The organism is Psychromarinibacter halotolerans (genome assembly GCF_029168315.1).
Taxonomy (GTDB): domain Bacteria; phylum Pseudomonadota; class Alphaproteobacteria; order Rhodobacterales; family Rhodobacteraceae; genus Psychromarinibacter; species Psychromarinibacter halotolerans.
In genome coordinates, this window is the sequence record NZ_JARGYD010000004.1 from 208,776 (window position 1) to 221,428 (window position 12,653).

15 protein-coding genes are annotated in these 12,653 nt (G+C 64.8%); 11 read left to right on the forward strand and 4 right to left on the reverse strand.

Going from position 1 to position 12,653, the window contains the following annotated elements:
* Nucleotides 1-127: 127 nt before the first annotated feature.
* Together P1K30_RS12115 and nqrM are read left to right on the forward strand one after the other, a co-directional pair.
* Nucleotides 128-1,159 carry an FAD:protein FMN transferase gene (locus P1K30_RS12115; RefSeq protein ID WP_275633001.1) on the forward strand — a complete coding sequence of 344 codons (1,032 nt, stop codon included), beginning with the start codon at nt 128-130 and terminating at the stop codon, nt 1,157-1,159.
* 32 nt (nt 1,160-1,191) lie between these two features.
* Nucleotides 1,192-1,431, forward strand: a complete 240-nt coding sequence (nqrM, locus tag P1K30_RS12120; RefSeq protein ID WP_275633002.1) for a (Na+)-NQR maturation NqrM — start codon at nt 1,192-1,194, stop codon at nt 1,429-1,431.
* Between the two features lie 3 nt (nt 1,432-1,434).
* Here the strand turns inward: nqrM and P1K30_RS12125 are convergent, their stop codons facing one another.
* Complete coding sequence (locus P1K30_RS12125; RefSeq protein WP_275633003.1) at nt 1,435-1,617, reverse strand: hypothetical protein; 183 nt, start codon at nt 1,615-1,617, stop codon at nt 1,435-1,437.
* A gap of 78 nt (nt 1,618-1,695) precedes the next feature.
* On the opposite strand from P1K30_RS12125, the gene P1K30_RS12130 reads away from it, so the two are divergent.
* Nucleotides 1,696-2,217 carry a CBS domain-containing protein gene (locus P1K30_RS12130; protein WP_275633004.1) on the forward strand — a complete coding sequence of 174 codons (522 nt, stop codon included), beginning with the start codon at nt 1,696-1,698 and terminating at the stop codon, nt 2,215-2,217.
* Here the strand turns inward: P1K30_RS12130 and P1K30_RS12135 are convergent.
* On the reverse strand, nt 2,214-3,272 hold the full coding sequence (locus tag P1K30_RS12135; protein WP_275633005.1) for a LacI family DNA-binding transcriptional regulator: 1,059 nt from the start codon (nt 3,270-3,272) through the stop codon (nt 2,214-2,216). The two genes, P1K30_RS12130 and P1K30_RS12135, sit on opposite strands and share 4 nt — an antisense overlap.
* 190 nt (nt 3,273-3,462) lie before the next feature.
* Between P1K30_RS12135 and P1K30_RS12140 the strand changes: the two genes are divergently transcribed.
* The 8 genes from P1K30_RS12140 (at nt 3,463) to P1K30_RS12175 (ending at nt 11,351) form a co-directional block, all read left to right on the forward strand.
* Nucleotides 3,463-4,782: an ABC transporter substrate-binding protein gene (locus tag P1K30_RS12140; protein ID WP_275633006.1), complete on the forward strand. Its 1,320-nt coding sequence runs from the start codon at nt 3,463-3,465 to the stop codon at nt 4,780-4,782.
* A gap of 103 nt (nt 4,783-4,885) precedes the next feature.
* The gene (locus P1K30_RS12145; protein ID WP_275633007.1) at nt 4,886-5,833 is read left to right on the forward strand and encodes a carbohydrate ABC transporter permease; all 948 of its coding nucleotides are present in this window, start codon (nt 4,886-4,888) and stop codon (nt 5,831-5,833) included.
* A 1-nt stretch (nt 5,834) separates the two neighbouring features.
* Complete coding sequence (locus tag P1K30_RS12150) at nt 5,835-6,482, forward strand: hypothetical protein (protein ID WP_275633008.1); 648 nt, start codon at nt 5,835-5,837, stop codon at nt 6,480-6,482.
* A complete protein-coding gene (locus P1K30_RS12155) occupies nt 6,479-7,417 on the forward strand; it encodes a carbohydrate ABC transporter permease (protein ID WP_275633009.1) in 939 nt (312 codons plus the stop codon). Before P1K30_RS12150 ends, P1K30_RS12155 begins: the two co-directional genes overlap by 4 nt.
* Nucleotides 7,414-7,611 carry a hypothetical protein gene (locus P1K30_RS12160; protein WP_275633010.1) on the forward strand — a complete coding sequence of 66 codons (198 nt, stop codon included), beginning with the start codon at nt 7,414-7,416 and terminating at the stop codon, nt 7,609-7,611. Before P1K30_RS12155 ends, P1K30_RS12160 begins: the two co-directional genes overlap by 4 nt.
* Before the next feature lie 2 nt (nt 7,612-7,613).
* Nucleotides 7,614-8,711 carry an ABC transporter ATP-binding protein gene (locus tag P1K30_RS12165; RefSeq protein ID WP_275633011.1) on the forward strand — a complete coding sequence of 366 codons (1,098 nt, stop codon included), beginning with the start codon at nt 7,614-7,616 and terminating at the stop codon, nt 8,709-8,711.
* Nucleotides 8,704-9,699: an ABC transporter ATP-binding protein gene (locus P1K30_RS12170; RefSeq protein WP_275633012.1), complete on the forward strand. Its 996-nt coding sequence runs from the start codon at nt 8,704-8,706 to the stop codon at nt 9,697-9,699. Before P1K30_RS12165 ends, P1K30_RS12170 begins: the two co-directional genes overlap by 8 nt.
* An 11-nt stretch (nt 9,700-9,710) precedes the next feature.
* Complete coding sequence (locus P1K30_RS12175) at nt 9,711-11,351, forward strand: dihydroxyacetone kinase subunit DhaK (protein ID WP_275633013.1); 1,641 nt, start codon at nt 9,711-9,713, stop codon at nt 11,349-11,351.
* 11 nt (nt 11,352-11,362) lie between these two features.
* Here the strand turns inward: P1K30_RS12175 and P1K30_RS12180 are convergent, their stop codons facing one another.
* Both P1K30_RS12180 and P1K30_RS12185 read right to left on the reverse strand, forming a co-directional pair.
* On the reverse strand, nt 11,363-12,010 hold the full coding sequence (locus tag P1K30_RS12180; protein ID WP_275633014.1) for a hypothetical protein: 648 nt from the start codon (nt 12,008-12,010) through the stop codon (nt 11,363-11,365).
* Nucleotides 12,011-12,240: 230 nt separating this feature from the next.
* Complete coding sequence (locus P1K30_RS12185) at nt 12,241-12,651, reverse strand: response regulator (RefSeq protein WP_275633015.1); 411 nt, start codon at nt 12,649-12,651, stop codon at nt 12,241-12,243.
* Nucleotides 12,652-12,653: the final 2 nt, after the last annotated feature.

Consider the following 12,653-nt stretch of genomic DNA (forward strand, 5'->3'; position numbering starts at 1 on the left):
CGACACAAGACCGGAGTTTGGAAGGCGCTTGGACGCACTTCTTGAAATCCATGTTGATCCTCGCGCCGTTCTGCCGCAGAAGCGGGCGGAACCCTATAGAACATACGCACCGTAGCGGAGTAGGCCCGTGTCGAACCAGTTTAACCTTTCCCGCCGCAGCTTCATCGTGATGCCGCTTGCACTGGCTGCCTGCCGGAAGGGCTGGAACGTGCTCGAACTCAGCGGCCTGACGATGGGAACGGGGTATAACATCGTCGCGATCGATCATAGCCGTGACGTGCAGCACGATGCGCTTCAGGCGGCGGTCGACGGCGCGCTGGCGCAGGTCAACGCGCAGATGTCGAACTGGGACGACGGGTCCGAGATTTCGCGGTTCAACGCCGCCCGGGCTGGCGACAGCATCGCCGTCTCGCCCGAATTGGCACAGGTCATGCAGGCCGCGGCCGAGGTGCACGACGCAAGCGAGGGTGGCTTCGACGTCACCGTCGGCGCGCTGATCGACCTGTGGGGTTTCGGCGCAGGCCGGACCCGGTCCGATATGCCGACCGAGGCCGAGATCGCGCAGGCGATGGCCTGCTGCGGCCAGTCGCAGTCGGTCGTGCTGGGCGGCGGTGCACTGACCAAGCTGAACTCGGACGCCGGGATCTACCTGTCGTCGATCGGCAAGGGCTTTGGCGTGGATCACGTCGCCCGCGTGCTGAACGACTTCGGCATCACCGACTACATGGTGGAAATCGGCGGCGACCTGTACACCGCTGGCAACAATCCCGACGGTCGTCCGTGGCAGATCGGGATCGAAACGCCGCAGGTCCACGACCGTGGCGTGATGCAGGTTGTGGGCGTGTCCGGCATGGGCATGGCGACCTCGGGCGACTATCGCAACTATTTCGACGTCGACGGCACGCGCTATTCGCACATCATCGACGCGACCACGGGCCGCCCGGTGACGCACGACACCGCATCCGTCACCGTGATGACCGACAACGCGATGCTGGCCGATGCGTGGGCGACCGCGCTGCTGGTGCTTGGTCGCGAACGCGGGCTGAAGATCGCAAATGATCGTGACATGGCCGTGCTGTTCATTGACCGCGACGGGGCAGGCGGCAAGTCTGGGTTCAAGACCACGGCGTCGGACCGGTTCGCGCAACTGACCGCCTGAGCCGGACCTGACACAAGACACGGGGTATCCCGATGGCGACTTTCCTTTTTGCATTCGGACTGCTGTTGATCGTGATGCTGGGCATGGCGCTGGGCGTCATCCTGAACGGGCGCACCATCAAGGGCAGCTGCGGCGGGCTGAACGCCGTCGCAGGCGCGGACAAGTGCCTTGTCTGCAAGAAGGATATCGACCCCGACAGCCCGCTGCGTGAACGGCTAGAATGCCCGCGTGCCCGCAAGATGCTGGAGCGGGTAGAGCAGGGGGCGGGCTAACCCCTAGCCGCCCGTCACGGGCAGGAAGCCCAAGGTCAAAAGCGACACAGCCGCGATCAGCCCGAACAGCCACAACTGGCTGCGCGGGCCTTCGGCTTTCCACACGCTGCGATAGCGATATCCGGCAAGGCAGGCGATCACGAACAGCACGGTTGCGACCGCCGGTGTAAGCGAAAGATCGGTCAAGGTCGGCCCTTTTCGTCGTGAACCATTTACGAACCCGCGTTTTGCAATACCCTGTACCTACCCAAGGGAGAGAACGCCATGCCTGCCTCGTACACGCCGAAGACCCGAGACCTGGACAGCCAGGACCGCACCAGCAGCCAGTCGATAGAAACGAACTTGTCCGCCGCGCAGGCGACGGTGGCGCATGTGCTGGAGGCCAAGGGAGAGGGCCTGTTGTGGGTCGCCCCCGAAGACACGGTCGCCACCGCGGTTGGCAAGCTGCGCGATCACCGTATCGGCGCGCTGCCGGTCAAAAGCCCGCAGGGGGAACTGGTCGGCATCCTGTCCGAGCGCGACATCGTCCGCCGGCTGGCGGATGCGCCCGACAGCACCATGTCGATGCCGGTCGCCGATCTGATGTCGACCGATGTGCAGACGGCCAGCCCCGAGGACACGCTTGTGCAGGTGCTGCGCAAGATGACCGACGGTCGGTTCCGCCACCTGCCCGTGGTCGAGGCGGGGCAGATGATCGCGATGCTGTCGATCGGGGATGTGGTGAACTATCGCCTGACGACCCTGGAATACGAAGCGTTGCAGCTAAAGCAGCTGATCGTCGGCTAGTCCCGCGCGACGCTATGGTCCGGGTCCTCGTGGCCAAGGTTCTCGCGGATCAGGATTTCGATACGGATTTCCTCTTGTGACGCGATGGGCTCGCGCCCGTCGCAGCGCGCCCGCAGGACCCGGATGGCGCTGCGCACCAGATGGCCCGGGTTCTGCGCGATCACCGCGTCCAGTTCGCCGCTGCGAAGACCGGCGATGTTGAACGCGGTCCGCTCGTGCGCGATCACCTGCGTCCGGCGCAAATCGGTTACGGCGGACACCGCTTCTAGCGCGACGCGCGTCTCCGAGCTTAGGACGTAAACACCTGCGATGTCGCGGAAATTCTCGAACAGGTTGGCAACGATCCGGCGTGTGCGGGCGGGGTCTCCGTGCGTTTCCAAGGATGGAAGCGCGGACAGGTCGGGGTAGTCCGTCGTCAGGATCCGGTCGAAGCCCTGCCGCCGCTCGACATTGTCGCGCGCGTTCATCGTGTCGGCGATCACCAGCACGCGGCCGGGGCGGCCGCCGCAGAACTTGCCCATCAGGCGCCCGGCGGTGGCCCCGGCGGCGTTGTTGTCGACGCCGACGAAGTCGACCTCGGGTCCGCCAAGCTGGCCCGCCACGAACTGCACCACCTTCACACCCCGTTCGTACAGGCGGTGCGTCGCGTCCCGGACCTGCGGTGCCTCGGGGGCCATGATCGCGATCCCGTCCACCTCGTCCGGACCCAGCCGGGCCAGTTCAGCCGCGATCTGGTGCGGGTCGTCGCTAAGCACCCGGCGGAACCGGACCTCGGTGTGCTCGGCGGCGAAGGCAATGCGTGCTTCTTCGATGCGGGACGCGAGAGTTTCGAGGAACTGATCGCCCGCCGTCGGAAGTAGGAATTCGAACCTGTAGCGGCGGCTTCGGGCAAGGTTCGCGGCAGAGATGTTGCGCTCGAATCCGATCTCTTCGATTGCCGCCGTCACCGCGTCGACGGTTTCCTTCCGCACGCCCGGGCGGCGGTTCAAGACCCGGTCGACCGTGGCAAGGCTGACGCCTGCGGCTTTGGCCAAGTCTTTGGTAGTAGGGCGCATTTTCTCTCCATGCTGGGCGTGAAGCCAGCGGTCTCTTCCGTCTTAATCCGAATTTTCCGGCCAGAATGCAAATCCTTTGAGGCACGTACCTCAGAAAATAATTGCTCTGAGGCACGTACCTCAGTTAGCTTTGTTTCACCAAGCGAGTCGCTGCAGGGAGGCAGCGACCGAACATGGGGAGGAGATTCAGATGAAGACGCGAATTGCATTGATGTCCGCGGCGGCCGGGGCGCTTTTCGCCGGGGCCCATGCGGCCAGCGCCGACGACCTGACGCTGTGCTGGGCGGCATGGGACCCGGCCAACGCCCTTATTGAACTGTCCAAGGATTTCGAGGCCCAGTCCGGCCACACCATGTCGTTCGAATTCGTGCCCTGGCCCAACTTCGCGGACCGGATGCTGAACGAACTGAACTCGGGCGGCCAGCTGTGCGACCTGATGATCGGCGACAGCCAGTGGATCGGCGGATCTGCCGAAAGCGGCCATTACATCAAGCTGAACGATTTCTTCGAAGCCGAAGGGATCACGATGGACGATTTCATCCCCGCCACGGTGACGGGCTATTCCGAATGGCCCAAGGGCACCCCGAACTACTGGGCGCTGCCGGCCTTCGGCGACGTGGTCGGCTGGACCTATCGCAAGGACTGGTTCGAGATGCCCGAGCTTCAGGCCGAGTTCAGCGAGACATACGGCCGCGATCTTGGCGTGCCGGAAACGCTGGCCGAACTGAAAGACATCGCGGAATTCTTCCAGGGCCGCGAGATCGACGGCAAGACCGTTTATGGCGCCGCGATCTATACCGAGCGCGGCTCGGAAGGCATCACGATGGGTGTCACCAACGCGCTGTACAATTACGGCCTGACCTATGGCACATCCGACGAACCCTACAAGCTGGACGGCGTGGTGAACGCGCCCGAGGTGGCCGAGGGGCTGGAGTTCTACAAGGAGCTTTACGATTGCTGCACCCCGCCGGGGTCGTCGGACTGGTACATGTCCGAGAACATCGATGCCTACAAATCCGGGCAGGTCGCGTTGCAGATGAACTTCGCCTTCATCTGGCCGGGGGTCGAGGCCGACCCGAACGTCGGTGGCGGCAAGTCGGGCTATTTTCCGAACCCCGCAGGCCCGGGCGGTCACTTCGCGCAGCTGGGCGGGCAGGGGATCTCTGTCGTGTCCTACTCCGACAGCCAGGACGCGGCGCTGGAATACATCAAGTGGTTCGCGCAGCCCGAGATTCAGGCCAAGTGGTGGGAGCTGGGCGGCTATTCCGCGCTGAAGGCCGTGGTCGAAGACCCTGACTTCGCCACCAGCCAACCCTATGCGCAGACCTTCCTCGACTCGATGGCCATCGTGAAAGACTTCTGGGCCGAGCCGTCCTATGCCTCCCTGCTTCTGTCGATGCAGGACCGGGTGCATGACTTCGTCATCGCCGGCAACGGCACCGCGCAAGAGGCGCTGGACGGGCTGGTCGAGGACTGGACCGAGGTCTTCGAGGACGACGGCAAGCTTTGACGGCCGCTGCGCCGGATCCGTCCGGCGCAGGCACCGAAGCTCGTGCGGAGCGGTCGATCTCCCTGCCGCTCCGCACCCACCAAAAACGTACGTGCGAGGCACCATGTCCAACAGTGCAATCGAGCGGGCCGCCGCGGCCACGCCTCCGAAACTTGCCCGCAGGGTACGGGGGTTATCGGACCGGGCCATCGCGTGGATCTTCGTCGCGCCCACGATCTTCCTGCTGCTGGCGGTCAATATCTTCCCGCTGATCTGGACGATCCGGCTGAGTTTCACCAACTACCGCGTCAACCGTCCGAACGCCGAAGTCGAATGGGTCGGCCTGCGCAACTACCAGCGCATCCTGACGGACGAGGATATCTGGCAGACGATGCAGGCGACGGCGCATTTCCTGTTCTGGACCATCGCCTTGCAAGTGCTGATCGGCTTTGCGCTGGCATGGCTGATCAACAAGAAATTCCGCGGCGACAATTTCTGGACCACGATCATCGTGCTTCCGATGATGCTGTCGCCGGCGGTGGTGGGGAACTTCTGGACCTTCCTGTACCAGCCGCAAATCGGGCTGTTCAATTACGTGGTCGGCTTCGTCTCGGGCACCGATCCGTCAAGCTTTTCGATGATCGGAGAGGTCTCGCTGGCGCCTTGGGCGATTGTCATCGTCGATACATGGATGTGGACGCCCTTTGTCATGCTGATCTGCCTTGCCGGGCTGAGGTCGATCCCGACGTCGATCTACGAAGCCGCGGAATGCGACCGGGCGTCGCCGTGGCGGCAATTCTGGACGATCACCGTGCCGATGGTGCTGCCGTTCCTGATGCTGGCCGTGCTGTTCCGGGGGATCGAGAACTTCAAGATGTTCGACCTTGTGGTGCAACTGACCGGGGGCGGGCCGGGATCGACCACGGAACTGACCTCCATCAACCTTAAGCGCGAAGCGTTCGAGAAATGGCGCACGGGCTATGCCTCGGCCTACGCGATCATCCTGTTCGTCACGGTGTTCGGATTGGCCTCGATTTACGTGAAGGCGCTGAACAAGGTAAAGGAACGCTGAGATGAAACGCCTTGTCCTGTCCGCTCTCGTTTGCCTTTCCACCGCCGCCGCCTGTGGCGCCACCGAGGCGCTAGAGACCTTCGAGATCTGCACCACGCCCGACAGAACCGGAACAAAGGTGCCGGAGGCACTGGCCGCGCGGGGCTGGTCGCCCACCTCGTTCTCTCCCGACGGGCCGGTACTGGCTATGCCCGAGGGAAGCCTGTCCCCGGATGAACTGGCGGTCATCTTCTGGTTCATGATGGGCGACGGCGAAAGCAACCGGTCCGTCGATTATTTGCGCCATCGACTGGAAACCGCGCTTAGGGACGATTGGCCCGAGCGGGTCCGATCACTTTTCCTTTCGCGCCGCACGCTGCTGACCAAGAACGGCGCGCTTCTGGCGGTGTCGTCCGACCCCAGGACCACCACATGCAACTACATCGGGCCCGGCGAGGACGGGGATGGCGAACTCCTTCAAATGCTGGATTTGCCTCATCGCGAACGGACGCTGATGGAGTGGGTCCGGATCTATGAGGATCCACCTTTTCTGTTTGGCTTCGCGGCAATCGCGAAACCCGGTCCGTTGAACGACCTGCTTGATATGGACGTCGGACCGCTGACGCTTTTCGGGTCCAAAATAGTTAACGATCCGGAGGCGGTGCAATGAGCGACTTTTCCGTCATCGCAGCGTCTCGAACGCAGAAGTGGGTCGCCGGAACGCTGGTTGTGGCCTACGCCGTCATCACCCTTCTGCCGCTTCTGTGGATCATCGCCACCGGGTTCAAATCGCCATCGGACGCCATCGCCTATCCGCCCAAGATCCTGTTCGAGCCGACGCTGGAAGGCTACGTCAACCTGTTCACCACGCGCACCCGGCAGACGGCCGAGTTCCTTGCCGCCAACCCGCCGCAGACGTGGTACGAGGAAATCGTGCGCAAGTACGACATGGTGATCGCGGGGCCGTCGCGGTTTGGCGCGCGTTTCATGAACTCGGTCATCATCGGCTTCGTATCGACCTTCCTGTCGGTCTTCCTTGGCACGCTGGCGGCCTATGCCTTCTCGCGCTTCCGGGTGCCGCTGAAGGACGACCTGATGTTCTTCATCCTGTCGACCCGGATGATGCCGCCCATCGCGGTGGCGATCCCGATTTTCCTGATGTTCCGGGCGCTGGGCCTCAGCGACACCCACGCGGGCATGATCATGCTGTACACGGCGGTGAACCTGTCGCTGGCGGTGTGGCTGCTGAAGGGCTTCATCGACGAGATCCCGCGCGAATACGAAGAAGCCGCGCTGATCGACGGCTACACGCGGTTTCAGGCGTTCTACAAGGTGGTGCTGCCGCAGGCGGCCACCGGCATAGCGTCGACCGCGATCTTCTGCCTGATCTTCGCGTGGAACGAATACGCCTTCGCCGTGCTGCTGACCTCTGGCACGGCCCAGACCGCGCCGCCCTTCATCCCGACGATCATCGGCGTGGGCGGGCAAGACTGGCCCGCGGTCGCCGCCGGCGCCACGATCTTCCTGCTGCCGGTCGTCGTCTTCACCATCCTGCTGCGCAAGCACCTGCTGCGGGGCATCACCTTCGGAGCGGTCCGCAAATGAGCACCCCTGACCAAGATCGTACCACCCCCCGCCTGTTCCGGCGCGGCCCGTGGGAGATGGCGGCCTCGATCCTCATCGGGCTGGGCGTCGTGATGATGATGCAGCCCTTCGTGATGGTCGCCTTCACCTATTCCTTCATCGTCACGCTGGCCGGGACCGTCATGTTCCTGATCGTCAGCCACTTCCCGGAGTAAGCATGGCCCAGATCCGGATCGACAACCTGCGCAAGGACTTCGGCGAGTTCACCGCCGTACAGTCCTCGACCTTCACCATCGAGGATGGCGAGTTCTTCATGCTGCTGGGGCCGTCGGGCTGCGGCAAGACGACGACGCTGCGGATGATGGCGGGGCTGGAACTGCCGACCAGCGGCGAGATCTACATCGACGGGCAAGAGGTCGGTGGCCGCCGCGCCAGCCAGCGCGACATCGCCTTCGTGTTCCAGATGTTCGCCTTGTATCCGCACATGAACGTCCGCGCCAACATCGGCTATCCGCTGCGCAGCCAAGGCGTGTCGCGCGCGAAGACCCGCGAAAAGGTCGAAGACATCGCACGCCTGCTGGGGATCACCGACCTTCTCGACAAGCCGGTCGGCGGCCTGTCCGGCGGCGACCGGCAGCGGGTCGCGCTGGGCCGCGCCATCGTGCGCGAGCCGAAGGCGTTCTTCATGGACGAACCGCTGGGCGCCTTGGACGCCGAGTTCCGCGAACATATGGCGGAAGAGTTGCGTGCGCTGCACGACCGGATGGGGGCGACGACCGTTTACGTGACCCACGACCAGCTGGAAGCGATGCAGATGGGGGACAAGATCGTCGTGATGAACCACGGCGTGGTCGAGCAGTTCGGCGTGCCGCAGGACCTGTACGACTGGCCCGCGACGCTGTTCGTTGCGGGTTTCCTTGGCTCGCCGCCGATGAACAAGCTGGAATTCGACGGCACGGTCGAACAGGGCACCGGCGCGCAGGTTCTTGGCGGCACGGCCTTCGAGGTGCCCGTGATGCGAGAGGGGGCGCAGGGCCGTATCGTGCTGGGCGTACGGCCCGAGCACGTTCACCTAGAGGCCGACGCGCCGCTGCGCGCCAAGGTGGTGGCGACGGAATATCTGGGCACCACCCAGATCGTCACGCTTCTGACGGATCACGGCGAGGTCAAGGCGCGCGTCCCATCGCATCAGCGGGTGACCGAGGGGGAAACGACCGGCCTGCGGTTCGACGCCCGCATGATCAGCCTGTTCGACGCGGACACCTCGCGCGCGCTTCGGTCCGCCGGAAACGAAGGAGTGCTGTTTCATGGCTGAAGTCACCCTGCGCAACATCACGCGGCGCTTTGGCGAGACGCTGGCGCTGGACGGTGTGTCGATGACGGTGCCGGACGGCGCGTTCGTCGTGCTTCTTGGCCCGACCGGTGCTGGCAAGACCACGACGCTGCGGCTGATCTCGGGGCTTGATGCGCCGGACGGTGGCGAAATCTCGATCGGCGGGCGCGACGTGACCAACCTGACGCCCGCTCAGCGCAACGTGGCGATGGTGTTCCAGCAATACTCGCTGTACCCGCACATGACCGTCCGCGAGAACCTTGCCTTCCCGCTGAAATCGCCCCTTCTCAGCACCCCCGCCGACGAGATTGCGCGCAAGGTGGGGCGCGTCGCCGAGATGCTTCAGATCTCGCACAAGCTGGACAACAAGGCGACCGCGCTGTCGGGCGGCGAGATGCAGCGCGTGTCCATCGGGCGGGCGCTGGTGCGCGACCCGGCAGCGTATCTGATGGACGAACCGCTCAGCTCGCTGGATGCCAAGCTGCGCGCCGACCTGCGGGTCGAACTGAAAGCGATCCAGTCCGAGGCGCGGGCGACCTTTCTGTACGTGACCCACGACCAGATCGAGGCGATGACGATGGCCACCCATGTCGGCGTGCTGGAACAGGGCCGGTTGGTCCAGTTCGGCACCCCGCGCGAGGTCTATGAGGCCCCGGTCAGCATCTATGCCGCCAGTCGGCTAGGCCTGCCGCGCATCAACATCCTGCCCGCCGACCTGTTCGGCACCGCGCCGCCGGGCGCCCGCTGGATCGGCCTGCGCCCGGAACAGATCCGTCAGGGTGAAGGACAGGACAGCGAGGTCGTGCGCGTCGAGCGGCTGGGCGATCAGACCCGTCTGCATCTGAGGTTCCGCAACCAGGATCTGGTGACGGTGACCGACCCGCACACCGAACTGCAGGCGGGCCAGACTTTGAAGATCAGCCCCCGGAACCCCTATTACTTCGACGCCGACGGCGCCCGTGCCCTTTGAAGGAGACGACGATGACCCTATTCATGAACAGCAAGGAAGACATCGTTAACGAAGCCGTGGACGGTCTGATCGCGTGTTCCGGTGGACGGCTGGCCCGGCTGGACGGTTACCCCCACATCCGCGCCGTGGTGCGCACCGACTGGGACCGCTCGAAGGTCGCGCTGGTGTCTGGCGGCGGGTCCGGTCACGAACCGTCCCACGCGGGGTTCCTCGGGCAGGGGATGCTGACCGCCGCGATCTGCGGCGACGTCTTCGCCTCGCCGTCGGTCGATGCGGTGCTGGCGGGCATCCTCGCCGTGACGGGACCGGCGGGCTGCCTGCTGATCGTCAAAAATTATACCGGCGACCGGCTGAACTTTGGCCTTGCGGCGGAGCGCGCGCGGGCCTTCGGGCTGAACGTCAGCATGGTGATCGTGGACGACGACGTGGCGCTGCCCGATCTGCCACAGGCACGGGGCGTGGCGGGCACGCTGCTGGTCCACAAGATCGCGGGCGCGCTGGCCGAGGGGGGCGCCGACCTTGCCACGGTGACGGCAGCCGCCGAGAACGTGATCCGCCGGGTCCGGTCCATTGGCATGTCGCTGGACACCTGCATGGTGCCCGGTGTCCCGAAAGAGGACCGAATCCCGCCCGGAAAAGCCGAGCTGGGGCTGGGCATCCACGGCGAGGCCGGGGTCGAGCAGGTGGACTATATCGATGCCCGCACGGCCGTTGGCATGGTGGCGGACAAGCTGTCGGGACACATGCCCGATGGCGTGCCTCATGTCGCGCTGCTGAACAACCTCGGCGGCGCCTCGGTGCTGGAGATGCAGGTACTGGCCTATGAACTTGCCAACTCGGCCATCGCCGACCGGCTGAAATTCGTGATCGGCCCGGCAGCGATGATGACCTCGCTGGAAATGCGCGGCTTTTCGGTTTCGGTCTTCCCCGCTGACGCGGAAGAACTGGCGGCCTTGCAGGCCGAGACGCCGGTGACCGCTTGGCCCGGCGTGCGCGCCCTGACGCCGGTCGAGATCCGCGACCTGCCGGATGGCCTGCGCCCGATCAAGCCGCTGCCGTCCGACCACCCCGCGACCCGCGCCTTCCTGACCCGCTGCTGCGAGATCCTGATCGCCTGCGAAGCCGACCTGAACGCGCTGGACGCGCGCACCGGCGACGGCGACACCGGCACCACGCTGGCCACCGCCGCGCGCGCGCTGGTGCACGCGATGGACGACCTGCCGCTGGCCGACCACACGCAGCTTTATCGCGCCATCGGGCAAGAGCTTAGCCAGACGATGGGCGGGTCGTCCGGTGTGCTGTTGGCGATCTTCTTCGCCGCCGCCGGCGATGCCGCGTCAAGCGGTATGCCGATCCGCGAGGCGCTGAAGGCCGGGTTGGAGCGTATGCAGCAGGTCGGCGGCGCGGAACTGGGCGATCGCACGATGGTCGATGCGCTGCACCCCGCGTTGCAGCATTTGGCGGACGGTGACATTGCCGCCGCCGCCGTGGCCGCCCGAGAGGGGGCCGACCGCACGGCAGAGATGCTGAGGGCCAAGGCGGGGCGCGCGGCTTACGTCAATCCGGATCAGCTGCGCGGATACGTGGACCCGGGGGCGGAAGCGGTCGCACGCCTGTTCGAAAAGTTGTCCGCCGCCGGGGCCGACGCCTGACCCGCACGGCATCACGGATCGGCGCAGTCGAGGTAGGGGACCGCAGGGGATGATCCGCCCCTGCGCCGGTCCTCTTTCTCGCGGATGTGGCGCATGATCAGTTCCGAATAGAACCCAAGGTCGGCGACCGCTTCGCCGATCCGCGACGAAAGCGCGGTCATCTTATGCCCGTCGTCGCCCCAAAGCGTGGGGCTAAGCGATGCGACGTTCAGACAGGGCAGCACCACGTCGAACAGGGCCCGCACCGCCACGTAGTCGGAAAAATCCTCGATCGTGCGGGGCCGGTTCTCTGGTTGCAGCAGCGAATACCACGACGAGAAGATCCGTTCGACATGCACGGCCGCGCGAACCTCGCCGTCGGGGGACTGCCGCGTGAACACCCGCAGGCCCCGCGCGACAAGATCGTCCGACACGATCTCCAGATCCGGGAACGACACCAATTGACCCGGCCGCTCGCCCATGTGGGTCAGGACCGCATGCACGATCTCGGGATTGACCGCATTGGCGAAGGATCGGGTCTTCAGTTTCGACAGGGTCAGGGTCATCTCGGACGAGGTCACGTTGATGCTGTCGACCACGAAACGCCGGTCCTCGGGCGCCTCGGACCGCGTCAGGTGGATGATCGCTTTGGCAGCGGGTGACGGAACCACATCCTTCATCAGCGATCTCTCCACGGTCTCTCGAATGTCATGTGGAAGAGGTAAAACTGCGAGGGTTTACAAATGGTAAACGCCAGCGCGATCCGGAGGGGCAGGGCGGCTTGGTGGGGCGATCCTGCCGATACTGCGGACGGTTTAAGCTGTGATCGCGGCGTGCAGCCATCTTGGGTTGAAGGCGCAGTGGCTTCTGCACCAGAGCGTCGGGGCAGGGGCAGTTTGCGCGGGCGCGGTCAGGCCGGGCGGGGCCGCATCTGCCCGTCGATGACGCGGCTGACGTTTGCCAGGTCGAACTGGTCCTTGGTCCAGATCTCTCGCACATTGGGGGCGTTTGCCTTCGCGTACATGAAGGGCGACGGCCAGTCGCTGACAAGGATCACCGGGATGTCGCGGTGGGCGGGCGTGTTGCTAAGTTCAAGCGCAAGGCTCGATCCGTGTCCGTCCGGCAGCGTGTTGTCCATGAAGATCAGCCGCACGCGGTACTTCGAAACGGCCTCTCGCGCGCGGGACACGGTTTCGACGAAGTAAACGTCGCGACACTTGGGATGAAGAGCCAGGACGCGGCGCATCATCTCGCGGTCCAGCGCCGAATCCTCGACCACCAGGATGTCCGGCGTGCGGGTGATCGGGGCTGCGGCGGCCATCC

Excerpts from the sequence above, each read along its gene's own strand:
- nqrM (WP_275633002.1), top strand. The coding sequence starts at position 1,192 with ATGGCGACTTTCCTTTTTGCATTCGGACTGCTGTTGATCGTGATGCTG.
- P1K30_RS12130 (WP_275633004.1), top strand. The coding sequence starts at position 1,696 with ATGCCTGCCTCGTACACGCCGAAGACCCGAGACCTGGACAGCCAGGAC.
- P1K30_RS12135 (WP_275633005.1), bottom strand. The coding sequence starts at position 3,272 with ATGCGCCCTACTACCAAAGACTTGGCCAAAGCCGCAGGCGTCAGCCTT.
- P1K30_RS12140 (WP_275633006.1), top strand. The coding sequence starts at position 3,463 with ATGAAGACGCGAATTGCATTGATGTCCGCGGCGGCCGGGGCGCTTTTC.
- P1K30_RS12145 (WP_275633007.1), top strand. The coding sequence starts at position 4,886 with ATGTCCAACAGTGCAATCGAGCGGGCCGCCGCGGCCACGCCTCCGAAA.
- P1K30_RS12150 (WP_275633008.1), top strand. The coding sequence starts at position 5,835 with ATGAAACGCCTTGTCCTGTCCGCTCTCGTTTGCCTTTCCACCGCCGCC.
- P1K30_RS12155 (WP_275633009.1), top strand. The coding sequence starts at position 6,479 with ATGAGCGACTTTTCCGTCATCGCAGCGTCTCGAACGCAGAAGTGGGTC.
- P1K30_RS12160 (WP_275633010.1), top strand. The coding sequence starts at position 7,414 with ATGAGCACCCCTGACCAAGATCGTACCACCCCCCGCCTGTTCCGGCGC.
- P1K30_RS12165 (WP_275633011.1), top strand. The coding sequence starts at position 7,614 with ATGGCCCAGATCCGGATCGACAACCTGCGCAAGGACTTCGGCGAGTTC.
- P1K30_RS12170 (WP_275633012.1), top strand. The coding sequence starts at position 8,704 with ATGGCTGAAGTCACCCTGCGCAACATCACGCGGCGCTTTGGCGAGACG.
- P1K30_RS12175 (WP_275633013.1), top strand. The coding sequence starts at position 9,711 with ATGACCCTATTCATGAACAGCAAGGAAGACATCGTTAACGAAGCCGTG.
- P1K30_RS12180 (WP_275633014.1), bottom strand. The coding sequence starts at position 12,010 with ATGAAGGATGTGGTTCCGTCACCCGCTGCCAAAGCGATCATCCACCTG.
- P1K30_RS12185 (WP_275633015.1), bottom strand. The coding sequence starts at position 12,651 with ATGGCCGCCGCAGCCCCGATCACCCGCACGCCGGACATCCTGGTGGTC.